At 73.7% G+C, this 26,208-nt stretch carries 23 protein-coding genes and 1 pseudogene; 10 read left to right on the top strand and 14 right to left on the bottom strand.

Annotated features, from left to right (window positions below; translation table 11 throughout):
- Positions 1 to 236: 236 nt before the first annotated feature.
- Both ACFQ8C_RS29250 and ACFQ8C_RS29245 read right to left on the bottom strand, forming a co-directional pair.
- On the bottom strand, positions 237 to 695 hold the full coding sequence (locus ACFQ8C_RS29250; RefSeq protein ID WP_383463015.1) for an ATP-binding protein: 459 nt from the start codon (positions 693 to 695) through the stop codon (positions 237 to 239).
- 13 nt (positions 696 to 708) lie between these two features.
- Entirely contained in the window at positions 709 to 1,062 is a 354-nt protein-coding gene (locus ACFQ8C_RS29245; protein ID WP_030749286.1) for an STAS domain-containing protein, read from the bottom strand.
- 79 nt (positions 1,063 to 1,141) lie between these two features.
- Between ACFQ8C_RS29245 and ACFQ8C_RS29240 the strand changes: the two genes are divergently transcribed.
- Positions 1,142 to 3,706: a DEAD/DEAH box helicase gene (locus ACFQ8C_RS29240; RefSeq protein WP_383463012.1), complete on the top strand. Its 2,565-nt coding sequence runs from the start codon at positions 1,142 to 1,144 to the stop codon at positions 3,704 to 3,706.
- Between the two features lie 144 nt (positions 3,707 to 3,850).
- Here the strand turns inward: ACFQ8C_RS29240 and ACFQ8C_RS29235 are convergent, their stop codons facing one another.
- From ACFQ8C_RS29235 to ssd, 7 genes are all read right to left on the bottom strand, one after another.
- Positions 3,851 to 4,336 (bottom strand): Rv3654c family TadE-like protein, encoded by a 486-nt coding sequence (locus ACFQ8C_RS29235; protein WP_383463009.1) that lies wholly within the window; start codon positions 4,334 to 4,336, stop codon positions 3,851 to 3,853.
- Positions 4,333 to 4,698: a TadE family type IV pilus minor pilin gene (locus tag ACFQ8C_RS29230; protein WP_383463006.1), complete on the bottom strand. Its 366-nt coding sequence runs from the start codon at positions 4,696 to 4,698 to the stop codon at positions 4,333 to 4,335. Before ACFQ8C_RS29230 ends, ACFQ8C_RS29235 begins: the two co-directional genes overlap by 4 nt.
- Positions 4,685 to 4,906, bottom strand: coding sequence for a DUF4244 domain-containing protein (locus ACFQ8C_RS29225; protein ID WP_383463004.1), 222 nt, complete (start codon positions 4,904 to 4,906; stop codon positions 4,685 to 4,687). Before ACFQ8C_RS29225 ends, ACFQ8C_RS29230 begins: the two co-directional genes overlap by 14 nt.
- A gap of 95 nt (positions 4,907 to 5,001) precedes the next feature.
- Positions 5,002 to 5,826 (bottom strand): type II secretion system F family protein, encoded by an 825-nt coding sequence (locus ACFQ8C_RS29220; protein ID WP_383463001.1) that lies wholly within the window; start codon positions 5,824 to 5,826, stop codon positions 5,002 to 5,004.
- Positions 5,816 to 6,685, bottom strand: coding sequence for a type II secretion system F family protein (locus ACFQ8C_RS29215; RefSeq protein WP_383462998.1), 870 nt, complete (start codon positions 6,683 to 6,685; stop codon positions 5,816 to 5,818). Before ACFQ8C_RS29215 ends, ACFQ8C_RS29220 begins: the two co-directional genes overlap by 11 nt.
- Positions 6,682 to 7,872, bottom strand: a complete 1,191-nt coding sequence (locus tag ACFQ8C_RS29210; RefSeq protein WP_383463018.1) for a TadA family conjugal transfer-associated ATPase — start codon at positions 7,870 to 7,872, stop codon at positions 6,682 to 6,684. Before ACFQ8C_RS29210 ends, ACFQ8C_RS29215 begins: the two co-directional genes overlap by 4 nt.
- 14 nt (positions 7,873 to 7,886) lie before the next feature.
- Positions 7,887 to 9,017, bottom strand: coding sequence for a septum site-determining protein Ssd (ssd, locus tag ACFQ8C_RS29205; RefSeq protein WP_383462995.1), 1,131 nt, complete (start codon positions 9,015 to 9,017; stop codon positions 7,887 to 7,889).
- 450 nt (positions 9,018 to 9,467) lie between these two features.
- On the opposite strand from ssd, the gene ACFQ8C_RS29200 reads away from it, so the two are divergent.
- Positions 9,468 to 10,325, top strand: a complete 858-nt coding sequence (locus tag ACFQ8C_RS29200) for an HAD family hydrolase (protein ID WP_383462992.1) — start codon at positions 9,468 to 9,470, stop codon at positions 10,323 to 10,325.
- Positions 10,326 to 10,673: 348 nt separating this feature from the next.
- Here ACFQ8C_RS29200 and ACFQ8C_RS29195 read toward each other — a convergent pair whose 3' ends face one another.
- On the bottom strand, positions 10,674 to 11,492 hold the full coding sequence (locus ACFQ8C_RS29195) for an oxidoreductase (RefSeq protein ID WP_383462989.1): 819 nt from the start codon (positions 11,490 to 11,492) through the stop codon (positions 10,674 to 10,676).
- 102 nt (positions 11,493 to 11,594) lie between these two features.
- Here ACFQ8C_RS29195 and ACFQ8C_RS29190 point away from each other — a divergent pair.
- Positions 11,595 to 12,572 (top strand): annotated as a pseudogene (locus ACFQ8C_RS29190) (ATP-binding protein); the annotation flags it as partial.
- Here the strand turns inward: ACFQ8C_RS29190 and ACFQ8C_RS29185 are convergent.
- A complete protein-coding gene (locus tag ACFQ8C_RS29185) occupies positions 12,572 to 13,906 on the bottom strand; it encodes a hypothetical protein (protein WP_383462986.1) in 1,335 nt (444 codons plus the stop codon). The pseudogene ACFQ8C_RS29190 and the gene ACFQ8C_RS29185 sit on opposite strands and share 1 nt — an antisense overlap.
- A gap of 240 nt (positions 13,907 to 14,146) precedes the next feature.
- On the opposite strand from ACFQ8C_RS29185, the gene ACFQ8C_RS29180 reads away from it, so the two are divergent.
- The 6 genes from ACFQ8C_RS29180 (at position 14,147) to ACFQ8C_RS29155 (ending at position 22,087) form a co-directional block, all read left to right on the top strand.
- On the top strand, positions 14,147 to 16,543 hold the full coding sequence (locus tag ACFQ8C_RS29180) for a SulP family inorganic anion transporter (protein ID WP_383462983.1): 2,397 nt from the start codon (positions 14,147 to 14,149) through the stop codon (positions 16,541 to 16,543).
- Positions 16,544 to 16,681: 138 nt separating this feature from the next.
- Positions 16,682 to 18,694 carry an acetate--CoA ligase gene (acs, locus tag ACFQ8C_RS29175; protein ID WP_383462981.1) on the top strand — a complete coding sequence of 671 codons (2,013 nt, stop codon included), beginning with the start codon at positions 16,682 to 16,684 and terminating at the stop codon, positions 18,692 to 18,694.
- 235 nt (positions 18,695 to 18,929) lie between these two features.
- Positions 18,930 to 20,312: a Na+/H+ antiporter NhaA gene (gene nhaA / locus ACFQ8C_RS29170; RefSeq protein ID WP_383462979.1), complete on the top strand. Its 1,383-nt coding sequence runs from the start codon at positions 18,930 to 18,932 to the stop codon at positions 20,310 to 20,312.
- A gap of 34 nt (positions 20,313 to 20,346) precedes the next feature.
- On the top strand, positions 20,347 to 20,844 hold the full coding sequence (locus ACFQ8C_RS29165) for a phage holin family protein (RefSeq protein WP_383462976.1): 498 nt from the start codon (positions 20,347 to 20,349) through the stop codon (positions 20,842 to 20,844).
- Positions 20,841 to 21,776 (top strand): alpha/beta fold hydrolase, encoded by a 936-nt coding sequence (locus ACFQ8C_RS29160; protein WP_383462973.1) that lies wholly within the window; start codon positions 20,841 to 20,843, stop codon positions 21,774 to 21,776. Before ACFQ8C_RS29165 ends, ACFQ8C_RS29160 begins: the two co-directional genes overlap by 4 nt.
- Positions 21,777 to 21,895: 119 nt before the next feature.
- Positions 21,896 to 22,087, top strand: coding sequence for a hypothetical protein (locus tag ACFQ8C_RS29155; protein WP_383462971.1), 192 nt, complete (start codon positions 21,896 to 21,898; stop codon positions 22,085 to 22,087).
- Positions 22,088 to 22,175: 88 nt separating this feature from the next.
- Here ACFQ8C_RS29155 and ACFQ8C_RS29150 read toward each other — a convergent pair whose 3' ends face one another.
- The 3 genes from ACFQ8C_RS29150 to nth all read right to left on the bottom strand — a co-directional run bounded on the left by ACFQ8C_RS29150 (position 22,176) and on the right by nth (position 25,304).
- On the bottom strand, positions 22,176 to 23,375 hold the full coding sequence (locus ACFQ8C_RS29150; protein ID WP_383462968.1) for a MarP family serine protease: 1,200 nt from the start codon (positions 23,373 to 23,375) through the stop codon (positions 22,176 to 22,178).
- Between the two features lie 68 nt (positions 23,376 to 23,443).
- Entirely contained in the window at positions 23,444 to 24,148 is a 705-nt protein-coding gene (locus ACFQ8C_RS29145) for an NUDIX hydrolase (RefSeq protein ID WP_383462966.1), read from the bottom strand.
- Between the two features lie 64 nt (positions 24,149 to 24,212).
- Positions 24,213 to 25,304, bottom strand: coding sequence for an endonuclease III (nth, locus tag ACFQ8C_RS29140; RefSeq protein WP_383462963.1), 1,092 nt, complete (start codon positions 25,302 to 25,304; stop codon positions 24,213 to 24,215).
- A 186-nt stretch (positions 25,305 to 25,490) separates the two neighbouring features.
- Here nth and ACFQ8C_RS29135 point away from each other — a divergent pair, with 186 nt between their 5' ends.
- Positions 25,491 to 26,165: a Crp/Fnr family transcriptional regulator gene (locus ACFQ8C_RS29135; protein ID WP_359533360.1), complete on the top strand. Its 675-nt coding sequence runs from the start codon at positions 25,491 to 25,493 to the stop codon at positions 26,163 to 26,165.
- Positions 26,166 to 26,208 lie beyond the last annotated feature (43 nt).

The following is a 26,208-nucleotide window of genomic DNA, read 5'->3' as shown; positions in this document are numbered from 1 at the left end:
CTGGGAACGACGCGACGACATCCACGAAGCCTTCCTCGGCCTCGCGACCTGCCTCATCACCCACCGACACGTCCAACGCCTTTGTTAGGACCTCTTAGGGGAGGCGGGGCTTACGGCCACGAGAAGGCGGGCGTACGGAGAGCGAGGCGTACGGCGACGGGGCGTACGGCGACGGGAAGAGGCCCCGCCGTTCGGCGGGGCCTCTTCCCGTACGTCTGTGTCTCCGGGGGCGCGGGTCAGGACAGGATGTCCGCGTCCGCCTCCGCCGGGGTGGTGGGCCAGCTCATCCGGATGGTGCCGCCGTCCTCGCCGGCGGTCACCTGGACGTCGTCGACGAGCCCGCGGATCACCGCGAGACCCATCTCGTCCTCGCCGTCGGCCTCGTCGGACTCCTCCGTCGGGGCCCCGGCGCGCGCGCCGGGGACACCGGCGGCCGCGCCCGAGCCGGGCACCTCGTCACCGACCTCGATGGAGAACGTCTTCTCCTCCTCGGTCAGCACGACCCGGATGGGCGTGGTGACGCCACTGAGGCGATGCAGCCCGACCGCGCGAGAACACGCCTCGCCGACAGCGAGGCGCACCTCGTCGAGGACCGCCTCGTCCACCCCGGCCCGGCGCGCGACCGCGGCCGCCACCAGGCGGGCCGTGCGGACGTGCTCGGGCTGGGCGCTGAAGCGGAGTTCAACGGTGGCCATGGGATCCCCCCGGTCAGTCGACCGCGTTGACGGCCTCGTCGACCGAGGTGTGGATCGGGAAGACCTTGGTGAGGCCCGTGATCCGGAAGATCTTGAGGATGCGCTCCTGGTTGCAGACCAGGCGCAGCGAGCCCTCGTGCGCGCGCACGCGCTTCAGCCCACCGACGAGCACGCCGAGGCCGGTGGAGTCGAGGAAGTCCACTCCCTCCATGTCGACGACCAGGTGGTAACTGCCGTCGTTCACCAACTCGACCAACTGCTCGCGCAGCTTGGGCGCGGTATAAACATCAATCTCGCCACCGACCTCGACGACCGTACGGTCGCCGCCAGCTCCGGGCACAGTGCGAGTCGACAGGGACAGGTCCACGGATCCTCCAGCACCTTGCTATCGGGCGTTCGCTCCTCGGATCTCCCGGGCGGAGTCAGAGAACGAATCGCCAGCCGCGATGGCATTCAATCACTTACCAGCAGCCATGCACGACGCCTTGGAAGCATTGTCCGTCACGCCGGTGACACACTCGGTGCCGATGGCCAGGAATCACCACACCGCTCGACCCGCCGGGGACACGGGCAGCCGCCCCTCTCCGCACCGGGTCCTCGAACGGCTCACCTCGGGTGAGAGCCGCGCCGCGCGCATCACTCATATGGAGCACATGCCCGCTCGGACGGGCCGTCATGCCGTCTGGCCGGACCGCATCCGCTCCGAGGTGATCGCCGCGATCCAGGAGGCCGGGATCGACCACCCGTGGGCCCACCAGGCCGAGGCCGCCGAGCACGCCCTCGACGGCACGTCCGTGGTGATCGCCACGGGCACCGCCTCGGGCAAGTCGCTCTCCTACCTCGCCCCGGTGCTCTCCACCCTCCTCGACGGCGCGGAGGCCGCGAACGGTCGCGGGGCGACCGCCCTCTACCTCTCCCCCACCAAGGCCCTCGCCGCCGACCAGCGCCGCGCCGTCCGTGAGCTGGCCGCCCCGCTCGGCAACCGGATCCGGCCCGCCGTCTACGACGGCGACACCCCGGTCGAGGAGCGCGAGTGGGTCCGCCAGTACGCGAACTACGTCCTCACCAACCCCGACATGCTGCACCGGGGCATCCTGCCCTCCCACCCCAGGTGGTCCTCCTTCCTGCGCTCCCTGCGCTACGTCGTCATCGACGAGTGCCACACCTACCGGGGCGTCTTCGGCTCCCACGTCGCCCAGGTCCTGCGCCGGCTGCGCCGGGTCTGCGCCCGGTACGGCTCCGATCCGGTCTTCCTGCTCGCCTCCGCCACCTCCGCCGACCCGGCCCGCGCCGCCGGCCGTCTCACCGGCCTGCCCGTCACCGAGGTCTCCGACGACGCCTCCCCGCGCGGCGAACTGGTCTTCGCCCTGTGGGAGCCGCCCCTGACCGAACTCCAGGGCGAACGGGGCGCGCCGGTCCGCCGCAGCGCCACCGCCGAGACCGCCGACCTCCTCACCGACCTCACCCGGCAGGGCGTCCGCACGGTCGCCTTCGTCCGCTCCCGGCGCGGCGCCGAACTGATCTCGGTGATCACCCAGGAACGGCTCGCCGAGACCGACCGGGCCCTCGCCCGACGGGTCGCCGCCTACCGGGGCGGCTATCTGCCCGAGGAGCGGCGCGCCCTGGAGCGGGCCCTGCACTCCGGGGAGCTCCTCGGCCTCGCCGCCACCACCGCCCTGGAGCTGGGCGTGGACGTCTCCGGCCTCGACGCCGTCCTCATCGCCGGCTACCCCGGCACCCGGGCCTCGCTGTGGCAGCAGGCCGGCCGGGCGGGCCGCTCCGGCGAGGGCGCCCTCGCCGTCATGGTCGCCCGCGACGACCCGCTGGACACCTTCCTCGTCCACCACCCCGAGGCGATCTTCGACCAGCCGGTCGAGTCGACCGTCCTGGACCCCGACAACCCCTACGTCCTCGCCCCCCATCTGTGCGCCGCCGCGTCCGAGCTCCCCCTCACCGAGGCCGACCTCGCCCTCTTCGGCCCCGCCGCCCCCGGCCTCATGCCGCAGCTGGAGGCGGCCGGGCTGCTGCGCCGCCGCGCCGGCGGCTGGTACTGGACCCGCCGTGAGCGGGCCGCCGACCTCGCCGACATCCGGGGCGGGGGCGGCAGCCCGGTCCGGATCGTCGAGGAGGGCACCGGCCGGCTCCTCGGCACCGTCGACGAGGCCGCCTCCCACACCGCCGTCCACGAGGGCGCCGTCCACCTCCACCAGGGCCGCACCTACCTGGTCCGCAAGCTGGACCTGGCGGACTCCGTCGCCCTCGTCGAAGAGGCCGTCCCGCCGTACTCGACCACCGCCCGCGACACCACCTCCATCCGCGTCCTGGAGACCGACACCGAGATCCCCTGGGGCTCCGGCCGCCTCTGCTACGGCTCCGTCGAGGTCACCAACCAGGTCGTCTCCTTCCTGCGCCGGCGCCTGATCACGGGCGAGGTCCTGGGCGAGAGCAAGCTCGACCTGCCGCCCCGCACCCTGCGCACCCGGGCCGTGTGGTGGACGGTCACCGAGGACCAGCTCGACGCCGCCCGGATCACCCCGGAGATCCTCGGCGGCGCGCTGCACGCCGCCGAGCACGCCTCCATCGGCATGCTGCCGCTCTTCGCCACCTGCGACCGCTGGGACATCGGCGGCGTCTCCGTCCCGCTCCACCCGGACACCCTGCTGCCGACCGTCTTCGTGTACGACGGGCACCCGGGCGGCGCCGGCTTCGCCGAACGCGCCTTCCACACCGCCCGGGCCTGGCTCACCGCGACCCGCGAGGCGATCGCCTCCTGCGAGTGCGAGGCGGGCTGCCCGTCCTGCATCCAGTCCCCCAAGTGTGGCAACGGCAACGACCCCCTCCACAAACGCGGCGCCGTCCGCCTCCTCACGGAACTCCTCCGAGAGTCCCCCACGGAGACCGAACCGACGGACGGCGGCACGGCGGAAGACGGCACGGCGGAGCGAGGCTCCGCGGAGGACGGCTCCGCGGAGCGGAACGCACCGCAGAAGGACCGACCGCAGGAGGACTGACCCCGGGGGGGGAGGACTGACCGGAGGAGGGCTGACCGGAGCAGGACCGACCTCGGGAGGATCGACCTCGGGAGGATCGACCGACGGCGGACCTGCGGGAGGAGGGCACGCGGGAGGAGGACCTGCCGGAGGAGGGCGGACCGCCTAAGGAGGGCCGCCCGGAAGCGACCCGACCGGAGGCAGCCCTGCCCCAGGCGGACCTGCCCCAGGTGGACCGACCGGAGGCGGGACCGGTCCCGGCTGACCGACCGGAGACGGGCCCGCACCGGGGAGGGCGGTCGGAAGCGGGCCGACCGGGGCGGGGCCCGCGCGGGCCCTGACCGTCGGGGCCCAGGGCCCTCGGACCACCCGGGCCGTCACCTCCGCCTCCGCGCCGGTCACCCCGCAGCGGACCAGCTCGGCGCCCTGCGCGGCAGCGACCCGGCCGGCCACCGCGCACGCCTCCGCCTCTCCCCGAAGCGCCCGGTCGGCGGCGGCGAGGGCCGCGAGGTCGGCGGCGCCACCGGCCCGGTGCCGGGCGGCCACCGCCTGCCCGAGCGCCAGCACCGCCCCGAAGACCACGCACAGGGCGCAGGCCGCGAAGGCCGTCCACACGCTCGCGACGCCCCGGTCGCCGTGTCCGCCCCTCACACCGGTCCACCTCCCCCGACCGTGTCCTCGGCGAGGGCCGCCGCCCCGGCCCGCAGGGTGACGCCCAGGCCGCCCGGCCCGGGAGCGGCGGACTCCACGGTCACCCGCCACAGCTCGCCTTCCCGCGTCACCGCCACCCGGGCGCCCTCGGGCGCGGCGGCCCTGGCGGCGGCCGTCACGGCCTCCGCGGGCTCCGACCGGGCCGCCGCCCGCGCCCCGGCCCTGGCCGCGTCCACGCACCGGATCTGCGCGGCGGACGCGGCCAGCGCCCACAGCAGCGCCATCGCGAAGAGCGCCAGCACGGGCAGCACCACCGCCGCCTCCACCGTCACGGCTCCCCGATCCCGTTCAGAACGGCGCATCGAGAGCCTTCGTGACCAGCGACTCGAGGGCTCCCGAGACGGACCCGCCCGTCATCACCTTGTAGAGCACGGCGGCCACGGCGGCCGCCGTGAGCGTGCCCAGCGCGTACTCGACGGTGCTCATTCCGGTGTCGGTCCGCAGGGCCGCCCGCCGGGCCGTCCAGAGCCCCCGCAGCGCCGTCCGTACCCACCTGTACGTCGTTGCCATCTCCCTCTTCCTTCCGTTCGCAGGTTCGCTTCGTCACGTCGTCACGTCGTCACGTCGTCACGTCGTCACGTCGTGTGTGTCAGGTCGTGTGTCGTTCAGGGGCCGAGCAGGCCCGCCGCCAGGCCGATCACCACCGGGGCCACCCCGACCGCGAGGAACGCGGGCAGGAAGCACAGCCCCACGGGCGCGCTGATCAGGACCTCGGCCCTGCGGGCCCGGGCGGCGGCCGTGCGGGCGCTCGCCGCCCGCAGCCCGGCCGCGTGCCGGGCCACCGCGTCGGCGGCGGGCGCCCCGGAGGCGTCGGCCCGCTCCAGGCAGCGGGCGAGCCCCCCGGCGCCCGGTATCGCGCCGAACCTCCCCCACACCTCCGCCGGTTCGCCGCCGAGCCGCAGCTCGGCGGCGGTCCGCAGCAGTCGCTCTCCGAGCGGCCCGCCCAGCGACCGCCCCACGGCCTCCGCCGCCTCGCCCGGTCCAGCTCCGGCCGAGGCGCAGGCCGCCAGCAGATCGGCCGCCAGCGGGAGTTGCCCCACCGCCTCCCGGTCGACGGCCGGCGGACGGGAGGCACCGGCCCGCCGCAGCCACCACCGCGCGCCGAGCACTCCGCCCACGCCCACGAGCAGCGCCGCCGGCGCTCCGAGGAACACGCCCGCGCAGAGCACCCCGCCGACGACGGCGGCCCGGACCGACACAGGAACCTCCCGCAGCCCGGCCGTCAGCCGCGCCCGTCGTGCCCGCCACGGTCCACGCCCCTCGGCCGGCGCCCCCGTGGGCGGGCCGCCCGCGGCCGCCAGCAGCCCGTCGAGCCGGCGCCGGGCGCCCCGCTCGCCGCGCACCCGCGTCAGCCGCGGCCATGCCCGGCCGAGCAGCCAGCAGCCCAGGAGCAGCAGCGGCGCCGACCTCAGCAGCAGCTCACCGCGCATCGCCGCCACCTCCCCGCACGATCCGCGCGGCCCACCACAGCCCGACCGCCTCCAGCGCGCCGCCGAGCACCAGGCAGGCCCCGCCGGCCGGGGTGTGGAGCAGCACCCGCAGCGGTTCGGCGCCCAGGACCGCGCCCAGGCCGATCCCTGCCACCGGGAGGGCCGCGAGCACGCTCACCGTGGCCCAGGCCCCGGACAGCTCGGCCCGCAGCCCCTCGCGGCGCTCGTGCTGCTCGCGGAGGGCCGCCTCCAGCCGGTCGAGGCCGGCGGCCAGGCCCGCGCCGCTGTCGACGGCCACCTGCCAGCAGGCCGCCAGCCCCGCGAGTCCCTCGGCGCCCTCCCGGCGGGCCGCCCTCCGCAGCGCCTCCGCCACGTCGCCGCCGAAGCCGACGGCGGCGAGCACCCGCGCCTCCTCCGGGCCGAGGGCCCGGGTGCGGCGGGCCGCGTAGGCGAGGGCGTGGCCCGGCTGACGGCCGGCCCGCAGCTCGCCGCCGGCCGCCTCGCAGAGCGCCACCACCCGTCCGGCCAGCGCCTCGCGCTCCTTGCGGGCGCCTGCCGCCCGCAGCCGCCGCCGGACGAGCGGGACGGCCAGGGCGCCCGCGGCCAGCGGCAGCGGCGACTCCCCGAGCAGCGCGACCAGCCCGGAGGCGGGCAGGCACAGCCACTCGGGGCGGCCGCGGGCGGCAGCCCACCAGCCCGCCAGGGCCTCCCGGCCGGTGCCCCCGCTGCCGTACCCGGCTCCCTCCCCGGGGAGCAGGGCCCTCGCCCGGAGGACCGCGCGCCGGCGTCCGGCCGCCTGCCGGAAGGCGAGCAGGGCCGTCGCCAGAAGACAGCACCCGGCGTACCACGCGGCCGTCACGGGGCACCTCCGACGAGCGAGCGCAGCCGGGGCCAGCCCCGCTCCCGCTCGAAGCCGGACGGGTCCCAGCGGAGCGCGGGCACCGTCCGCACCAGACCGTCGCGGTCCCGCTCCAGGACGTGCACCTCGGCGATGCGGCGGCGCCCGTCGGGATCGCGCACCAGGTGCAGGACGGCGGACAGGCCGGCGCCCAACTGGCTGTGCAGGGCGGCCCGGTCGAGTCCGGCCGCCGTGCCGAGCGCTTCGAGCCGGGCGGGGACGTCGGAGGCCGTGTTGGCGTGAAGCGTGCCCGAGCCGCCCTCGTGTCCGGTGTTCAGGGCCGCCAGGAGGTCGACGGCCTCGCCGCCTCGGACCTCGCCGACCACCAGCCGGTCGGGCCGCATCCGCAGGGCCTGGCGGACCAGGTCCCGGAGGGTGACGAGTCCCGCGCCCTCCTGGTTCGGCGGCCGGGCCTCCAGCCGCACCACATGCGGGTGGTCCGGGCGCAGTTCGGCCGAGTCCTCGGCGAGGACGATCCGCTCGCGCTCCCCGACCAGGCCGAGCAGGGCGGCGAGGAGCGTCGTCTTGCCCGTGCCGGTGCCGCCGCTGACCAGGTACGACACCCGGGCCTCGATCAGCGCGCGCAGGACCTGGTCACCGCCGGGCGGCACCGTCCCCGCGGCGGTGAGCTCCTCCAGGGTGAAGGCCCGGGGGCGCATCACCCGCAGCGAGAGGCAGGTGGAGCCGACGGCGACGGGTGGGAGGACCGCGTGCATGCGGGTGCCGTCGGGGAGCCGCGCGTCCACCCAGGGCCGGGCGTCGTCGAGCCTGCGTCCGGCCACGGCCGCGAGCCGCTGGGCGAGCCTGCGCACGGCGGCGGCGTCGGCGAAGACCACCGGGGCCCGCTCGAGGCCCGTGCCCCGGTCGACCCACACGCGGTCGGGCGCCGAGACCAGCACATCGGTGACGTCGGGGTCGGCGAGGAGGGCCTCCAGCGGCCCGGCGCCGGTCAGTTCGCACCGCAGCTCCTCCGCCGCGCCCAGCACCTCGGCGTCCCCGAGCAGGCGGCCCTGGGCCCGCAGGGCGGCCGCCACGCGGGCCGGGGTCGGGTCGGCGCCGCTCGCCGCGAGCCGCTGCCGTACGGCGTCGAGCAGTCCGGCTCCGCCCGCCCGCGCGGCCGGACGGTCGGCGAGCGGGGCGGCCTCCACCGCGTCCGTCCCGCTCACGCCGCACCGCCGGCGGGCAGCGCGTGCTCCCAGAAGGAGGCGCAGAAGCGGCCGAGCGGGCCCCGGGCGTCGGAGCCCGGCGGGGTGCCCGTGTCCTGGTCCGTCACGATGCCGGGGTCGTAGGGGAGTTCGCCGGCGAGCGGCAGCCGCAGCGCGTCGGCGACCCAGCGCTCGTCGAGCCCCGCCGCGTACGGTCCGCGGACCACGGCCCGCAGGTCGCGGACGCCCAGGGAGAGGGTGCCGACGAGGCGATGGGCGGCGGCGACCGCCCGCAGTTCGCCGGGGACGACGAGGAGTCCGAGGTCGAGCTGGGCCAGGGCCTCGGCCCCGGCCTCGTCGACGGCGCGCGGCAGGTCGACGACGACGACCCCGCCGCCGCGGCGCGCCGCGGCGAGCACGGAGCGGACCGCGTCGGGCGGCACGGCGCCGGTGGGCTCCCGGCCCCAGCTCAGCACCCTCACCCCGCGGGCCGCGGGCAGCGACTCCGCCAGGGCGCCGCCGGCCAGCCGTCCCTTCGAGGCGGTGAAGTCGCCCCAGCGCCGGCCCTCCTCCCGCTCGGCGCCGAGGAGCACGTCGAGCCCGCCGCCGAGCGGGTCGCCGTCGACGAGCAGGGTCCGCCGGCCGGCACGGGCCGCGGCGAGGGCGAGCCCGCAGGCGAGGGTGGAGGCGCCGGCCCCGCCCCGCCCGCCGACGACGCCGACGGTCAGCGCCGCCCGGCCGCCCCCTTCGGCGGCGTCGGCGATCCGCTCGACGAGCCGGGACTCGGCGCCCGGCAGCCGGAGCACGCTGTCCGCGCCGAGCTCGACGGCGAGGCGCCACGTCTCCGGGTCGTCCGGGGCCCGCCCGACGAGGACGACCCCGGGCCTGCGCACGGAGCCCCGGCAGTGGGCCGCGGCGTCCTCCCCGACCAGGACGAGCGGGGGATCGGTCCAGCTCGCCCGCCGCTCGGGCACCCGGGGGTGCACCTCGGGCTCGACGCCGGCCGCGGCGCACAGCCGCAGCAGATCGTCGAGGAGGACGACGTCCTCGGTGACGATCAGCGGGCCGGGCCCGCGCACTCCTCGCCCGCCCTGCGCCGTGGACTCGTGCTCCTCCGCTCCCGTGCGGGAGACCGTCGGCCTCTGCATCGCGCACACCCCTCTCGTGATTCCTGCCGGCCGCGAACTTCGCGACGGGAATCACGGTGAGGCCGAAGAGGAAATCGTGCGGAGCCCACCTAAAAACTGTGGACAATCCACTGCCTGTGAATATCTCGACCACCCGCCCGGGGGCTGCCCGGAACGCAGTCCGACGACTACTCTGGGTGACGAATCGAGAGATCGTCGCGTCGGGGACGACCCGCCGCGCGGCGGCACGAAGGAGAGGAGTGAGCGATGGCCCAGCGGGCGAAAACGGCTCCGGACATGCGACGACCCCCGCCGGGGGGGAGAGCGGGGGTCGTCTTTCCGGCCGACTCGGGGGGGGAGGAGCCGGTCCGGGTTAGCACGGTCGCGAACGATCCGTGACTTCCATGGTGTACCCGAGAGCCTTCTCAGGCAAACCCACGCGCCCGAGCGTACGCCGAATGGCGGGCACCTATGCTCAGCGTTGTGGAAAACCACTCCTTGCCGCGCACAGCAGCCTTCTTTGACCTGGACAAGACGGTCATTGCGAAGTCCTCGACGCTGACCTTCAGCAAGTCCTTCTACCGGGGCGGACTGATCAGCCGCCGTGCCGCCCTGCGGACGGCCTACATCCAGTTCGTGTTCCTGATCGGCGGGGCCGATCACGACCAGATGGAGCGGATGCGCGAATATCTTTCCGCGCTCTGCAAAGGCTGGAACGTGGCCCAGGTCAAGGAACTCGTCGCCGAGACCCTGCACGACCTGATCGACCCGATCATCTACGACGAGGCCGCCTCCCTCATCGAAGAGCACCACGCCGCCGGCCGCGACGTCGTGATCGTGTCCACCTCCGGAGCCGAGGTGGTCGAACCGATCGGGGAGATGCTCGGGGCTGACCGGGTCGTCGCCACCCGGATGGTGGTCGGCGAGGACGGGTGCTTCACCGGGGAGGTGGAGTACTACGCCTACGGCCCGACGAAGGCCGAGGCGGTCCGCGAGCTGGCGAAGTCGGAGGGGTACGACCTCTCCCGCTGCTACGCCTACAGCGACTCGGCGACCGATATCCCGATGCTGGAGGCCGTCGGACATCCGTACGCGGTCAACCCGGACCGGACGCTGCGCCGCGAGGCGGTCGCCCGGGAGTGGCCGGTACTGGCGTTCGACCGGCCGGTGCGGCTCAAGCAGCGGCTGCCGGAGTTCCGGATGCCGCCCCGTCCGGCGCTGATGGCCGCGGCGGCCGTGGGCGCGGCGGCGGCGACCGCGGGGCTGGTCTGGTACGCCACCCGCCGGCGCCACCGGGCCGCGACGGCGGCCGTCCTCGCCGGAGGCTGATGGCTTGTCCTGGTTTCGGGCGATCAGGGTTCAAGAGCCCGGAAAGGACACAAAGAGGCCGAGCCACCACTTTCGCTTACCGGCGGACAGGAGTAGAAAGGAATCAGGCCCGCGAGACCTGGGACATCCGAGAGGATCACCTGTTGAGCATGAAGGCCCCACGGACCTGATGCACAAAAACCTGGCACCCACGCGACGTCGACCCGTCGATTACGGGCCAGCCGCACCAGGCGAAGGGCAAAGCACCCCGCCTGATGGGCACATATCGAGGACGCTTGGTAACTGGGTGGACGTGCCAGCGGCGGTACTGAAGGTTGGTACCGCCGCAACCCATGTCCGGGGGCTTTCTCAGGCGGCGCCGCGCTGGAGCGCCTCGCAGACCGCCGTCGACTCCCGGACGCCGAGTTCCACCGCGCGCCCGCAGTGTGCGATCCAGGCGCCGACGCCCTCCGGAGTACCGGTGAGGTACCCCTCCAAGGCGGCCGCGTAGGCGGCCCGGCCCTGCTCCGCGTGGCCGACCTCGGCCGGGCAGATGCCCTTCGGGTCGAGACCACTGCCCTCCAGCACGATCCGCTCCGCGGTCCGGGCGACCAGGCCGTTGTGCGAGGTGAAGGGGCGCAGGGCGAGCAGCTCGGCGTGGACCACGGCGGAGACGACCAGCGCCGGGGCCTCGCTGCCCGCGACGACGAGTTCCGCGAGGCCGTCGAGACGGGCGGCGACCTCGTCCGGGCCGGGCAGCGGGGCCTCGATGAGCGGCTCGGTCACGGCCTCGCCGGCCCGCCGGGGGCGGCCCGTCGAGTCCTCGTGCTCGCCCGCGGCGACGAGGTGCAGCCGGGCCAGCACGCGCAGCGGCGACTGGCGCCAGATGGAGAGCAGCTCGCCCGCCTCGGCGCTCAGGCGCAGGGCGGCGCCGACGGTGCGGGCCTCGGGGTCGGCGCTGAAGTCGGTCCGGCGGCGGACCTCCTCCAGGGCCCAGTCGGCACCGGCCAGCGCGGCCGAGCCCCGGGCGCCGCGGAGCGCGGCCTCGTGGGCGATCTCGTTGCTGCGGCGGCGCATCACGCGGTGGCCGTAGACCCGGTCGACGGCCTTGCGTACGGAGTCCACCGCGTCGGCGACGCCCGGCAGGGTGCCGAGGGCGGCCAAGGGGTCAGAGGCGTGCGTACTCATAGGTAGGGAGGCTACGCGCCCCGGGGGGCCGCCCCACGAAGGAGTGGTCTTCTTCATAGACCTTGACCACTCGGTGCGTTCATGCCACTACGCTAGGTGAACATGAAGATCGCTTTCGTCGGGAAGGGCGGCAGCGGCAAGACGACGCTGTCCTCGCTCTTCGTCCGCCACCTCGCCGCCACCGAGTCGCCGGTCGTCGCCGTCGACGCGGACATCAACCAGCACCTGGGGGTCGCGCTCGGCCTCACCGAGGCGGAGGCGGCCGCGCTGCCCGCGATGGGGGCGCACCTGCCGCTCATCAAGGAGTACCTGCGCGGCAGCAACCCGCGGATCGTCTCGGCCGAGACGATGATCAAGACGACGCCGCCCGGGGAGGGTTCGCGGCTGCTGCGGGTCCGCGAGGAGAACCCGGTGTACGAGGCGTGCGCCCGGACGGTGCGGCTCGACCCCGGCGAGGTGCGGCTCATGGCGACCGGGCCGTTCACCGAGGCGGACCTCGGCGTGGCCTGCTACCACTCGAAAGTCGGCGCCGTGGAGCTGTGCCTGAACCATCTGGTGGACGGGGCCGGGGAGTATGTGGTCGTCGACATGACGGCCGGCTCGGACTCCTTCGCGTCCGGCATGTTCACCCGCTTCGACATGACCTTCCTGGTCGCCGAGCCGACCCGCAAGGGCGTGTCGGTGTACCGCCAGTACAAGGAGTACGCGCGGGACTTCGGCGTCGCGCTGAAGGTCGTCGGCAACAAGGTGCAGGGCCCGGACGACCTGGACTTCCTGCGCCAGGAGGTCGGCGACGACCTGCTCGTCACGGTCGGGCACTCGGACTGGGTCCGCGCGATGGAGAAGGGCCGGCCGCCGCGCTTCGAGCGTCTGGAGCCCGAGAACCACCGCGCGCTGCGGAGCCTGCGGGAGGCGGCGGACGACTCGTACGGCCGCCGCGACCGCCACCGCTACACGAGCCAGATGGTCCACTTCCACCTCCGCAACGCGGAGAGCTGGGGCAACGCGAAGACCGGGGCGGACCTGGCGGCGCAGGTCGACCCCGACTTCGTCCTCGGCGAACCGGTCGTGGCGGCCGGTCAGCCGCGGGTGGCGGGCTGCTTCGCCGGGGCCCCTGCCGGGGCCGGGGGCCGGGCCGCCAGGAAGGCGGGCCAGCCTCCGGCGGGGGCTTCGCCTACCTGGAGGGTGCGCATCTTGGCGATGACGGCGGGATCCTGGGCGTCGAGCCAGTCCGCGAGCTGGCGGAAGGAGACGCACTCGACGTCCTTCTGGACGCAGACCGTGGCGATGGTCTCCTCGATGGCGCGCATGTAGGTGCCGCCGTTCCAGGACTCGAAGTGGTTGCCGATGACGACCGGCGCCCGGTTGCCCCGGTAGGAGCGCTCGAAGGCCTGGACGAGGCCGTCACGCATCTGGTCGCCCCAGTAGCGGTGCATGCCGGGGTCGCCCTGGGTCGTGCCGGGCGACTGGTTGACCATGAAGTTGTAGTCCATGGACAGGGTCTGGAAGGCGCGGCCGGGGACCGGGACCAGGTGCATGGACAGGTCCCAGAGGCCCTGGTCCTTCTTCGGCCAGATCTGGTCGTTGACACCGCTGGTGTCGTAGCGGAAGCCGAGTTCGGAGGCGGCCGCCACGAAGTTGGCGCGCCCCTCCAGACAGGGGGTGCGGGCGCCGACGAGCTCCTTGTCGTAGTCGAAGGGGAGCGGATTCTCGGCGCGCAGGCCGGCGTTGCTCTTCCAGTTCTTGACGAAGGACTTGGCCTGCCGGATCTCGCTCTTCCACTCCTCCACGGACCAGGTGCCGACGCCGCCCTCGGCGCCGCAGAAGTGGCCGTTGAAGTGGGTGCCGATCTCGTTGCCCTCCAGCCACGCGCCGCGCAGTTCGCGGACGGTGTCACGGATGCCCTCGGTGTCGTTGAAGCCGATGTCGGAGCGGCCGGCGGAGTGCTGGGGCGGGTCGTACATCGCCCGCTTCTCCTCCGGCAGGAGGTACACGCCGCTGAGGAAGTACGTCATGGTCGCGCCGTACTTCTTGCCGACGTTCCGGAAGTGGGAGAAGAGCTTCTGGCTGTCCTCGCCGGCGCCGTCCCAGGAGAAGACGACGAACTGCGGCGGGGCCTCGCCGGGCTTCAGCTTCTTCCAGGTCGGCTGGTGCGGCTGGGCGCCGGTGTACGCGGTGGAGCCGTCGCCGATCAGCCGGACCGCGTTCTCCGGTGCGGCGGCGGGCTTCCTCTTCCCGGCGGCCCCCGCCCCGGCTGCCCCGGCCTCGGCCTCGGCCCCGGTCCCCGGCGTGCCCTTGGCGGCCGGGCCGGACGGCTCCGAGCAGCCCGCGAGGCCGCCGATCAGGGCGACGGTCAGGGCGCCGGCGGCCAGCGCCTTCCTCCGGAACGTACTTCCTCGCACGGCGGCTGACATCCGCCCACCTCTCCTCTGGCGACTACGACTCTGACGACTGCGAGCTACGAGCTACGAGCGGCGTCAACGTCGCACCAGAGCCGCCGGGACGATGAAACGACAAGCGGCAATCCCCGGCCCATTCACCGGAACCGGTGAACCATTGCCCTGTTTGCCCCGAAAATAATGCCGCAGACTTTACTCTCCATTACGATTCGTTTACTCAGAGTTGAGGTACCCGTTCGGCCTTGAGGAGACCGGATGACCCTCTGCACCCCTGCCCGCACGCCCAACCGACCACGTGTCCAGCGGCCCCACAGCCCGCCCGGAGGCGCCCGCCGCCTCCTTCCCGCCGGCGCGGACGTCTCCGCGTCGCTCGCCGTCTTCCTGATCGCGCTGCCGCTCTCGCTCGGCATCGCCCTCGCCACCGGAGCCCCGCTCCAGGCCGGACTGGTCGCCGCCGCCGTCGGCGGTCTGGTCGCCGGCCGGCTCGGCGGCTCCCCGCTCCAGGTGAGCGGACCCGCCGCCGGTCTCACCGTCGTCACCGCCGAGCTGATCCAGCGGTACGGCTGGCGCGCCACCTGCGCCATCACGGTCCTCGCCGGTCTCGCCCAGCTCGCCCTGGCCGCCCTGAGAGTGGCCCGGTCGGCGCTCGCGGTCTCGCCCGCGATCGTGCACGGCATGCTGGCCGGCATCGGCGTCACCATCGCCCTGGCCCAGCTCCACATCGTCCTCGGCGGCACCCCGCAGAGCTCCGTGACGGCCAACGCCCTCGGTCTGCCCGCGCAGCTGGCGCACGCCAGACCCGCCGCGCTCGCGATCAGCGCGCTGACCGTCGCCGTCCTGCTCGGCTGGCCCCGGCTGCCGGGCCGCGTCGGCCGGCTGGCCCGCAAGGCCCCGGCCGCGCTGGTCGCCGTCGGCGGCGCGACCCTGCTCGCCGTGGCCACCGGGCTCACCGTGCCCCGCGTCGACCTGCCGTCCTGGAGCAGCCACGCCCTGCCGGGGCTGCCCGACGGGCCGGTCCTCGGCATCGCCGCCGGCGTGCTGACCATCACCCTGGTCACCAGCGTGCAGTCGCTGCTCTCCGCCGTCGCCGTCGACAAGCTCGTCGCCGCCCGCCCCGACCGGGGCCACGGCGTCCCGCGCTCCCGTCTCGACCGCGAACTGGCCGGCCAGGGCGCGGCCAACGTGGTCTCCGGCGCGCTCGGCGGCCTCCCGGTCGCCGGGGTCGCGGTCCGCAGCGTGGCCAACGTGTCGGCGGGCGCGGTCAGCCGCGCCTCCACCATGCTGCACGGCCTGTGGATCGTGCTGGCCGCGCTGCTGCTGGTGCCGGTGCTCGACCTGATCCCGCTCGCCGCCCTCGCCGCGCTCGTCATGGTGGTCGGCATCCAGATGGTGAGCATCACCCACATCCGTACGGTCACCCGCCACCGCGAGGTCGTGGTGTACGCGGTGACGCTGACCGGGGTCGTCCTGGTCGGCCTCCTGGAGGGCGTCGCCCTCGGCATCGCCGTCGCGGTCGCGGTGGCGATGCACCGGCTGGCCCGCACCCGGATCACCCGGGAGGAGCTCGGCGGGCGTCACCTGCTGCGCGTCCGCGGCCAGCTGACCTTCCTCGCGGTGCCCCGGTTGAGCCGGGCGCTGCACCAGATCCCCACCGGTTCGGAGGTGACCGTGGAGCTCGACGGCTCGTTCATGGACCATGCCGCTTACGAGACGCTGAACGACTGGACGTCCGGCCATCTGGCCCACGGCGGCTCGGTCGAACTGTCCGGCCCCACCGGAGGCCGCATCACCGGGTCCCCCGCCGACCGGGCCCCCGGCGCGGAGTCCGATACGAACCCGGGGCCCTCCGGAGACGCCCCTCGCTCCCCGCACGCCTGCTGCCGCCCCTGGACCCCCTGGCACAACCACCAGTGCGCCGAGCGGCCCGCGCCGCCCGTCGCCCCGGCGCAGCAGCCTCCGGTCCGGACGGGGCACCAGCTCGCGCACGGCATCGGCAAGTTCCAGCGGAACACCGCGCCGCTGGTCCGTGACGAGCTGGCCCGGCTCGCCCGGGAGGGCCAGAACCCCTCCCAGCTCTTCCTCACCTGCGCCGACTCCCGCCTGGTCACCAGCATGATCACCTCCAGCGGCCCCGGCGATCTCTTCACCGTGCGCAACGTCGGCAATCTGGTGCCGCTGCCCGGCGAGGAGAGCGGGGACGACTCGGTGGCGGCGGCGATCGAGTACGCGGTGGACGTGCTGCGGGTGCAGTCGATCACGGTGTGCGGGCACTCCGGCTGCGGCGCCATGCAGGCGCTGCTCGGCGCCGGGCCCGACGACCGGGCGACCCCGCTGCGCCGCTGGCTGCGGCATGGCCGGCCGAGCCTGGAGCGGATGGCGAACCGCCGTCACGCCTGGGCGCGGATCTCCGGTCGGCTGCCGGCGGACGCGGTCGAGCAGCTGTGCCTCACCAACGTGGTGCAGCAGCTGGAGCACCTGCGGGCGTACGAGTCGGTGGCCCGCCGGCTCGCGGACGGCAGCCTCACCCTGCACGGGATGTACTTCCACGTGGGCGAGGCGCAGGCGTACCTGCTCTCCGGGGACGAGGTGCGCGGCTACGACGACGTCTTCGACAGCGTCCCGCCCGCGATCCTGGCGGCCCGCGCGTCCTGAACCTTCCGCGGCGCGCGTCCGTGAGACTGTGTGGCCCCTCCGTTCCTCCGCTCGGGACGGAGGGGTACCCGTCCGTCAAGACACTCACAGGTCTAAACCAATTCCCCGGAGACTCTTGTCACCCGGGGCATCGGGCTGATGAGGTATGACGCGGGACACATACGCACAGAGGACGCCCTGGGAAAGGGAGATGTCGTGAGCAACGAAAGCCTGGCCAATCTGCTCCGGGAAGAGCGCCGTTTCGCGCCGCCCGCCGAGCTGGCCGCGCACGCCAACGTGACGGCGGAGGCGTACGAGCAGGCCGAGGCGGACAGGCTGGGCTTCTGGGCCGAGCAGGCCAAGCGCCTGACCTGGGCCACCGAGCCGACCGAGACCCTCGACTGGTCGAACCCGCCGTTCGCCAAGTGGTTCGCCGACGGCGAGCTCAACGTGGCGTACAACTGCGTCGACCGGCACGTCGAGGCCGGCCACGGCGACCGCGTCGCCATCCACTTCGAGGGCGAGCCGGGCGACAGCCGGGCGATCACCTACGCCGAGCTCAAGGACGAGGTCTCCAAGGCCGCCAACGCCCTGACCGAGCTGGGCGTCCGCAAGGGCGACCGGGTCGCCGTCTACCTGCCGATGATCCCCGAGGCCGCGATCACGATGCTGGCCTGTGCCCGCGTCGGCGCCGCCCACTCGGTCGTCTTCGGCGGCTTCTCCGCCGACGCCGTCGCCTCCCGCATCCAGGACGCCGACGCCAAGGTGATCGTGACGGCCGACGGCGGCTACCGCCGCGGCAAGCCGTCCGCCCTCAAGCCGGCCATCGACGAGGCCGTCACCAAGTGCCCGCAGGTCGAGCACGTCCTGGTGGTCCGCCGCACCGGCGAGGACACCGCCTTCACCGAGGGCCGTGACGTGTGGTGGCACGACATCGTCGAGCGCCAGTCCGCCGAGCACACCCCCGAGGCGTTCCCGGCCGAGCAGCCCCTCTTCGTCCTGTACACCTCGGGCACGACGGGCAAGCCGAAGGGCATCCTGCACACCTCCGGCGGCTACCTCACCCAGGCCGCGTACACCCACCACGCCGTCTTCGACCTCAAGCCGGAGACCGACGTCTACTGGTGCACGGCCGACATCGGCTGGGTGACCGGCCACTCGTACATCGTCTACGGCCCGCTGGCCAACGGCGCCACGCAGGTCATGTACGAGGGCACCCCGGACACCCCGCACCAGGGCCGGGTCTTCGAGATCGTGCAGAAGTACGGCGTCACCATCCTCTACACGGCGCCGACGCTGATCCGCACGTTCATGAAGTGGGGCGACGACATCCCCGCCAAGTTCGACCTGACCAGCCTGCGGGTGCTGGGCTCGGTCGGCGAGCCGATCAACCCCGAGGCGTGGGTCTGGTACCGCAAGCACATCGGCGCCGACAAGTGCCCCATCGTGGACACCTGGTGGCAGACCGAGACGGGCGCGATGATGATCAGCCCGCTCCCCGGCGTCACCGAGACCAAGCCGGGCTCCGCCCAGCGCCCGCTGCCGGGCATCTCCGCCACCGTCGTCGACGACGAGGCGAACGAGGTCCCGAACGGCGGCGGCGGCTACCTGGTGCTCACCGAGCCGTGGCCGTCGATGCTCCGCACCATCTGGGGCGACGACCAGCGGTTCATCGACACCTACTGGTCCCGCTTCGAGGGCAGGTACTTCGCCGGTGACGGCGCCAAGAAGGACGACGACGGCGACATCTGGCTGCTCGGCCGGGTCGACGACGTCATGCTCGTCTCCGGCCACAACATCTCGACCACCGAGGTCGAGTCCGCGCTCGTCTCCCACCCGGCGGTGGCCGAGGCGGCCGTCGTCGGCGCCGCCGACGAGACCACCGGCCAGGCGATCGTCGCCTTCGTCATCCTGCGCGGCACCGCGAGCCAGGACGACGCCCTCGTCGCCGAGCTGCGCAACCACGTGGGCGCCACCCTCGGCCCGATCGCCAAGCCGAAGCGGATCCTCCCGGTGGCCGAGCTGCCGAAGACCCGCTCCGGCAAGATCATGCGCCGTCTGCTGCGCGACGTGGCGGAGAACCGGCAAGTGGGCGACGTCACCACGCTGGCCGACTCCTCGGTCATGGCGCTCATCCAGGACCAGCTGCCGGCCGCCTCCAGCGAGGACTGAGCACCGGCACCCCGCTCGCGAAGGCCCGTCCCGGCTCCCCCGGGGCGGGCCTTTCCGCGTCGCCGTCACGCCGCGCCGAAAGCCCCGTATCTCCCTAAAGTGATCCTCGCCGGACACGCCCCGAGCTCGTTAGGTAAAGTAAGGACCGCGTCAGGAACGCGACGGAAAGACCTAGGTGCGCCGGGAAGTCTGGTCGGCATGTGCTGTGTGCTGCCCACCCGACCGGAGGCTTCCCTTGTCCACCGACCGCACCTTCCTCGGCCGGCTCTCCCTCCCCGAGCGCCGCCACCTCACCGACGCCCTGCGCACCGAGACCGTCGGCGGTGTCCTGCTCCTCCTCGCCGCCGTCGCCGCGCTCGTGTGGGCCAACACCTTCCACGACAGCTACGAGGCCGTCTCCGGCTTCCACATAGGCCCCGCCGCCCTCGGCCTCGACCTCTCGATCGAGCACTGGGCCGCCGACGGCCTCCTCGCGGTGTTCTTCTTCGTCGCCGGCATCGAGCTGAAGCGCGAACTCGTCGCCGGGGAGCTGCGCGACCCCAAGGCCGCCGCCCTCCCCGTCATCGCGGCGATCTGCGGCATGGTCACCCCGGCCCTCGTCTACGTCCTGGTCAACGCCGTCGGCGGCGGTGCCATGGACGGCTGGGCCGTGCCCACCGCCACCGACATCGCCTTCGCGCTCGCCGTCCTCGCGGTGATCGGCACCTCGCTCCCCTCCGCCCTGCGCGCCTTCCTCCTCACCCTCGCCGTCGTCGACGACCTCTTCGCGATCCTGATCATCGCGGTCTTCTTCACCGGCGACCTGGACTTCGCCGCCCTCGGCGGCGCCTTCGCGGGACTGGTCCTCTTCTGGTTCCTGCTCCGCAAGGAGGTCCGCGGCTGGTACGTGTACGTCCCGCTGGCCCTGGTCGTCTGGGCGCTGATGTACAACAGCGGCGTCCACGCCACCATCGCCGGCGTCGCCATGGGCCTGATGCTCCGCTGCACCACCCGCGAGGGCGAGGAGCACTCCCCCGGCGAGCGCGTCGAGCACCTGGTCCGGCCGCTCTCCGCCGGCGTCGCCGTCCCCCTCTTCGCGCTCTTCTCCGCGGGCGTGGCCATGTCCGGCGAGGCGCTCCGCGACGTCTTCACCCAGCCCGTCACCCTCGGCGTCGTGCTCGGCCTGGTCGTCGGCAAGGCGGTCGGCATCTTCGGCGGCACCTGGCTGACCGCCCGCTTCACGAGGGCGGAGCTCAACCCCCAGCTGGCCTGGCCGGACGTCTTCGCCGTCGCCACCCTCGCCGGCATCGGCTTCACCGTCTCGCTCCTCATCGGCGAACTCGCCTTCGCGGGGGACGCGGAACTCACCGACGAGGTGAAGGCCGCCGTCCTCATGGGCTCGCTGATCGCCGCCGCCTGCGCCGCGCTCCTGCTCAAGCTGCGGGTGCGGAAGTACCAGCTCCTCGTCGCCGAGGAGGACCGGGACGACGACCAGGACGGCATCCCGGACGTGTACGAGGAGGGCACCGAGGCGTACCACCTCCGGATGGCGGAGATCCTGGAGCGCAAGGCCGCGGAGCATCGGGAGCGCGCCCGACTGGCGGGGGCACCGCGCGACGGGGCCGACCGTCCGGCATGATCTGACTGGACCGTACAAGAGGAGAGGGAGAGCGATGAGCGACCCGTTCGACGGAACCGAGCGCAGCCTCGGCCAGCTGGTCGCCTCGGCGACCGCCGAGATGTCCGCACTGGTGCACGACGAGATCGCCCTGGCCAAGGCCGAGCTCCGGCAGGACGTGAAGCGCGGCGCGATCGGCGGCGGCGCCGGCATCGCCGCCGCCGTGGTGCTGCTGTTCTCGCTGCCGATGCTGAGCTTCGCGCTCGCGTACGCCATCAACACCTGGACCGGCGGGCACAACGGCAACGGCGGCTGGAACCTGGTCTGGTGCTTCCTGCTGTCCTTCGCCTTCAACGTGATCGTCGCGAGCATCCTCGGCCTCGTCGCGGTCTCGAAGTTCAAGAAGGTGAAGCCGCCGGAGAAGTCCATCGCCTCCGCCAAGCAGACCGCGGCGATGCTCCAGAACGTGAAGCCGCACCCCCGTCCGGAGGGTGTCCCGGCCGCCGAGGTGACGATGGCCAAGGCCCAGTCTGTGGCACGCTCGTCCGTATGACCCTCCCCGAGAGCAGCACCCCCGGCGGCGGGCCCGTACGCCTCGACGGTCCGTGGACCCACCGTGACGTCGCGGCCAACGGCGCCCGCTTCCACATCGCCGAGATGGGCGACGGCCCCCTGGTGCTGCTGCTGCACGGCTTCCCGCAGTTCTGGTGGACCTGGCGCCACCAGCTGCCGGCGCTCGCCGAGGCCGGCTTCCGGGCGGTCGCGATGGACCTGCGCGGGGTCGGCGGCAGCGACCGCACCCCCCGGGGTTACGACCCCGCCAACCTGGCCCTCGACATCACCGGCGTGGTCCGCTCGCTGGGCGAGCCGGACGCCGCGCTCGTCGGCCACGACCTCGGCGGCTACCTCGCCTGGACGGCCGCGGTCATGCGGCCCAAGCTGGTCCGCCGTCTGGTGGTCTCCTCGATGCCGCACCCGCGCCGCTGGCGCTCGGCGATGCTCTCCGACTTCGCCCAGTCCCGGGCCGGCTCCCACATCTGGGGCTTCCAGCGGCCGTGGCTGCCGGAACGTCAGCTGGTCGCGGACGACGCCGAGCTGGTGGGACGTCTGGTCCGGGAGTGGTCGGGCCCGCGCCCGGTGGAGGACGAGGCGGTCGAGGCGTACCGGCGGGCGATGCTCGTACCGTCCACGGCGCACTGCTCGGTCGAGCCGTACCGCTGGCTGGTCCGCTCGCTGGCCCGCCCCGACGGCATCCAGTTCAACCGGCGCATGAAGCGGCCGGTCCGGGTGCCGACGCTGCACCTGCACGGCTCGATGGACCCCGTGATGCGGACCCGCAGCGCGGCCGGTTCGGGCGAGTACGTGGAGGCGCCGTACCGCTGGCGGCTCTTCGACGGCCTGGGGCACTTCCCGCACGAGGAGGACCCGGCCGCCTTCACGACGGAGCTCGTGAACTGGCTGAAGGACCCCGAGCCCGACCGCTGAACCCCCTCGGGGCCCCCGCCCGCACGGGTTTGCGTCGAACGGCCATGTGCCGCGCGCATACTCCGATTGGCGGGCCCCGGAACGGTTACCGAGCCCAACCCCCGGGCAGACGTCCGGGTATGGGCTGGACGCACGACTACGGTGACACGGCACGCGACCGCCGCTCCGCCTCCGGGCCGGGCTCCCGCGAGCGGGGAGGCCCGCCGGAGCAGGGCCGCGCTCCCGGCGGACAGGTCGGGATCTCACGCATCCTCAGGCGGCGGGCCCGCTGGGTCTCGGCCCGGCTCCGCCACCCACGCGACACCCCCTAGGACCTCCGACTCCGCCACCCACGCGGCACCGTGCGGGGCTTCCGGCTCCGTCGGCGCCGCGTCGCCGCGCGGGGGCGGGGCGGGGGTCTCAGAGGGCGCAGCTGTCGGTGTCCACCTGCTGGTTCGCGGTGCGGCCGAGCTCGATGTCCTCGCGGATCTCCTGGACCGTCAGCGCGTATCCGGTGTTGGCGTCGTCGCGGGAGCGGGCGAAGATCACGCCCGAGACCGTGCCGTCCTCGGTGAGCAGCGGGCCGCCGGAGTTCCCCTGACGGACCGTGGTGTACAGCGAGTAGACCTCCCTGCGCACCTCGCCCCGGTGGTAGATGTCGGGGCCGTCGGCGCTGATCCGGCCGCGCACGCGGGCGGAGCGGACGTCGTACGAGCCGTTCTCGGGGAAGCCGGCGACGATGGCGTCGTCCCCGCTGTGCGCCTCGCGGTCGGTGAAGCGGAGCGGGGTGGCCTTCAGGTCCGGCACGTCGAGGACGGCGATGTCACGGCGCCAGTCGTAGAGCACGACCTTGGCGTCGTACAGCCGGCCCTCGCCGCCGATCTGCACGGTGGGCTCGTCCACGCCGCCGACCACGTGCGCGTTGGTCATCACCCTGCGGTCGGAGAAGACGAAGCCGGTGCCCTCCAGGACCTTGCCGCAGCTGGGGGCCGTGCCGACGACCTTGACGATGGAGCGCTGGGCGAGGGTGGCCACGGGGCTGCCGGCGAGCGCCGGGTCCGGGGGGAGCACCTCGGTGATGGGCTCGTTGGCGAAGGGGCCGAAGACCTGGGGGAAGCCGCTGCGGGCGAGGGTGGAGCTGAAGTCGGCGAACCAGACGCCGACCTGATCGGGCATCACCCGGGAGACGCCCTGGAGCACCTTGGAGCCGCGCACCTCCTTGCCCAGGGTGGGCATCGAGGTGCCCGCGAGCGCCGAGCCGATCAGCCAGGCGACGAGGAGCATGGCGACCACGTTGACCAGCGCGCCGCCGGTGGCGTCGAGGGCGCGGGCCGGGGACCAGGTGATGTGGCGGCGGAGCTTGTTGCCGAGGTGGGTGGTGGACGCCTGGCCGATGGAGGCCGAGACGATGACCGCCATCACGAAGATCACGGTGACCGTGGTGGAGACCTCGCTCTTGTCGGTGAGCTGGTCCCACAGGATCGGCAGCAGCCACATGGCGAGGAGACCGCCGCCGAGGAAGCCGACCACGGAGAGGATGCCGACCACGAAGCCCTGGCGGTAGCCGATGATCGCGAACCACACGGCCGCGAGCAGCAGCAGGATGTCCAGCACGTTCACGGTCGTCAGCCTCGCAGATTCGTTCTTCCGGTCGCCGATCCGTCTCCGGCCTCCGGGGGGTCAGCCTGTCATGACCGCCAGTCGAGCGGGACCTTCCGCGAGGTGTCCCAGGGGCGCTCCCAGCCCGCGAAGTGCAGCAGCCGGTCGATCACTCCGGCGGTGAAACCCCAGACCAGAGCGGATGCGACGAGGAAGGCGGGGCCCGCGTGGCCGGCCGGGTGGACGGCCATGGCACGGTTCGCCGGGTCCGTGAGATCCGCCACGGGGACCGTGAAGACCCGGGCGGTCTCGGCGGGGTCGACGGCCCCGACCGGGCTCGGCTCGCGCCACCAGCCGAGCACGGGCGTGACGACGAAGCCGCTGACCGGGATGTAGAGCCGGGGCAGCACGCCGAAGAGCTGGACGCCGGCCGGGTCGAGGCCGGTCTCCTCCTCGGCCTCGCGCAGGGCGGCGCGCAGCAGCCCGCCGTCAGCCGGGGCGCCGTCCTCGGGGTCGAGGGCACCGCCGGGGAAGGAGGGCTGCCCGGCGTGCGAGCGGAGGCTGCCGGCCCGCTCCATGAGGAGCAGCTCGGGCCCGTGCTCGCCCTCGCCGAAGAGCACCAGGACGGCGGACTGGCGGCCGGCGCCGCTCTTGGGCGGCAGGAAGCGGCTCAGCTGCTCGGGCGCGACCGTGCGCGCGGCCCGGTCGACCGGCGTGAGCCAGTCGGGCAGGCCGTCCCGGTGCAGCAGGCCGCCGGTGCCGGGGCCGTAGATCTCTTCGTCCGTGCGCGTCATGAGCACCCCCGTGTCGTCCAACGCCGTCGTCCTGTTCCTTCGTTCCCGAAGGCCCTCGCCGCGCTCACCGCGCGTCGGAGGGCCGCTGCACGGCGCCCGGGGCCACGCCGGGCGCGGGCGGGGCCGGGCGGCCGGGGTAGTCGGCGGGCGGGTTGAGCCGCTGGCCGGGGAAGCCGCCCTTCTCGTACTTGAGCAGCTTCCGCGCCTTCTCCGGGTCGGTCTCGCCCTCGCCGTAGGCGGGGCAGAGGTGGGTGATGGGGCAGGCGCCGCAGGCGGGCTTGCGGGCGTGGCACATGCGGCGGCCGTGGAAGATCACCCGGTGCGACAGCATCGTCCAGTCGCTCCTGGGGAAGATCTCCGCGATCTCGGCCTCGATCTTGACCGGGTCGTCGGACTCGGTCCACCGGAAGCGCCGGGCGAGGCGCATGAAGTGGGTGTCGACGGTGATCCCGGGGACTCCGAAGACGTTGCCGAGGACGACGAAGGCGGTCTTGCGGCCGACGCCGGGGAGCTTGACCAGGTCCTCCAGGCGGCCGGGGACCTCACCGCCGAAGTCGTCCCTGAGGGCGGCGGCCAGGCCCATGATCGACTTGGTCTTGGCGCGGAAGAAGCCGGTCGGGCGGATCAGTTCCTCGATCTCCTCCGGGACGGCGGCGGCCAGGTCCTCGGGGGTCGGGTACTGGGCGAAGAGCGCGGGGGTCGTCTGGTTCACGCGCAGGTCGGTGGTCTGCGCGGAGAGGACGGTGGCGACGAGGAGCTCGAAGGGGTTGCGGAAGTCGAGCTCGGGATGGGCGTACGGGTACACCTCCGCGAGCTCCCGGTTGATCCGCCGGGCCCGCCGCACCATGCCGAGCCGCGACTCGGGCCGGACGGCCGCCTTCTTCGGGACCGGAGCCCCGTCCGGAGCGGCGGCCTTCTTCGAGGCGGCCTTCTTCGGCGCGACCTTCTTGAGGGCGGCGGACTTCGGGGCGGCCGACTTCGGGGCGGCCGACTTCTTCGCCGCGGGCGCCTTCGCGGCCCTCTTGGCCGGAGGTGAATCCTCCCGATTCGCGGCTTTCGACCGCTTCGACACGCCGTGTTCGCCCACGGCGGAATTACCTTCGGCCGACACTCTTCCAGCCCCCTTGGCCTGCGTTCTCACCGGCGAGTTGGACACCCGGCCAGCCTAGGGGCCGAGGCCGACATCCGCCCCGCCCACCGCCGATCGGACCCCGATCGGGCCCCTGACGTTCGGCAATGGCGTCCGGTGCGTCAAACTTGTTGTGATTGATCGCACTGTTTGGCACGTCCGGCATCATGGGAGCCAGGTTCCCGTGAGCAGGTCGACAGTAGGAGTGAACTCGTGGACGACGTTCTGCGGCGCGCCCCGCTCTTCGCGGCGCTCGATGACGAGCAGGCCGCCGAGCTGCGCGCCTCGATGAGTGAGGTGACGCTCGCCCGTGGCGACGCGCTCTTCCACGAGGGCGACCCCGGAGACCGCCTGTACGTGGTCACCGAGGGCAAGGTGAAGCTGCACCGCACCTCCCCCGACGGCCGCGAGAACATGCTGGCGGTCCTCGGCCCCGGCGAGCTCATCGGCGAGCTGTCCCTCTTCGACCCGGGCCCGCGCACCGCGACCGCGACGGCGCTGACCGAGGTCAAGCTGCTCGGCCTCGGCCACCCCGACCTCCAGCCCTGGCTGAACGCCCGGCCCGAGGTGGCCGGCGCCCTGCTGCGGGCCGTCGCCCGCCGACTGCGCAAGACCAACGACCAGATGTCCGACCTGGTCTTCTCCGACGTGCCGGGCCGCGTGGCCCGCGCGCTCCTCGACCTGTCGCGCCGCTTCGGCGTGCAGTCGGAGGAGGGCATCCACGTCGTCCACGACCTCACCCAGGAGGAGCTGGCCCAACTCGTCGGCGCCTCCCGCGAGACCGTGAACAAGGCGCTCGCCGACTTCGCCCAGCGCGGCTGGCTGCGCCTGGAGGCCCGCGCCGTGATCCTGCTGGACGTGGAGCGCCTCGCGAAGCGCTCGCGGTGACCACGCGCGCGTAGGTACGGAGAAGGGGGCCGCCCGGTCGAAC

This window comes from Streptomyces sp. NPDC056503, from assembly GCF_042794995.1.
In the GTDB taxonomy this organism is placed as follows: Bacteria; Actinomycetota; Actinomycetes; order Streptomycetales; family Streptomycetaceae; genus Streptomyces.
This window is presented reverse-complemented; position numbering and strand designations above follow the sequence as displayed.

Bases quoted from the DNA above. Each gene is read 5' to 3' on its own strand.
- ACFQ8C_RS29250 (WP_383463015.1), bottom strand. From the start codon at position 695: ATGGCCACCGTTGAACTCCGCTTCAGCGCCCAGCCCGAGCACGTCCGC.
- ACFQ8C_RS29240 (WP_383463012.1), top strand. From the start codon at position 1,142: ATGGCATTCAATCACTTACCAGCAGCCATGCACGACGCCTTGGAAGCA.
- ACFQ8C_RS29230 (WP_383463006.1), bottom strand. From the start codon at position 4,698: ATGCGCCGTTCTGAACGGGATCGGGGAGCCGTGACGGTGGAGGCGGCG.
- ACFQ8C_RS29225 (WP_383463004.1), bottom strand. From the start codon at position 4,906: ATGGCAACGACGTACAGGTGGGTACGGACGGCGCTGCGGGGGCTCTGG.
- ACFQ8C_RS29220 (WP_383463001.1), bottom strand. From the start codon at position 5,826: ATGCGCGGTGAGCTGCTGCTGAGGTCGGCGCCGCTGCTGCTCCTGGGC.
- ssd (WP_383462995.1), bottom strand. From the start codon at position 9,017: ATGCAGAGGCCGACGGTCTCCCGCACGGGAGCGGAGGAGCACGAGTCC.
- ACFQ8C_RS29200 (WP_383462992.1), top strand. From the start codon at position 9,468: ATGCTCAGCGTTGTGGAAAACCACTCCTTGCCGCGCACAGCAGCCTTC.
- ACFQ8C_RS29195 (WP_383462989.1), bottom strand. From the start codon at position 11,492: ATGAGTACGCACGCCTCTGACCCCTTGGCCGCCCTCGGCACCCTGCCG.
- ACFQ8C_RS29185 (WP_383462986.1), bottom strand. From the start codon at position 13,906: ATGTCAGCCGCCGTGCGAGGAAGTACGTTCCGGAGGAAGGCGCTGGCC.
- ACFQ8C_RS29180 (WP_383462983.1), top strand. From the start codon at position 14,147: ATGACCCTCTGCACCCCTGCCCGCACGCCCAACCGACCACGTGTCCAG.
- acs (WP_383462981.1), top strand. From the start codon at position 16,682: ATGAGGTATGACGCGGGACACATACGCACAGAGGACGCCCTGGGAAAG.
- ACFQ8C_RS29165 (WP_383462976.1), top strand. From the start codon at position 20,347: ATGAGCGACCCGTTCGACGGAACCGAGCGCAGCCTCGGCCAGCTGGTC.
- ACFQ8C_RS29160 (WP_383462973.1), top strand. From the start codon at position 20,841: ATGACCCTCCCCGAGAGCAGCACCCCCGGCGGCGGGCCCGTACGCCTC.
- ACFQ8C_RS29155 (WP_383462971.1), top strand. From the start codon at position 21,896: ATGGGCTGGACGCACGACTACGGTGACACGGCACGCGACCGCCGCTCC.
- ACFQ8C_RS29145 (WP_383462966.1), bottom strand. From the start codon at position 24,148: ATGACGCGCACGGACGAAGAGATCTACGGCCCCGGCACCGGCGGCCTG.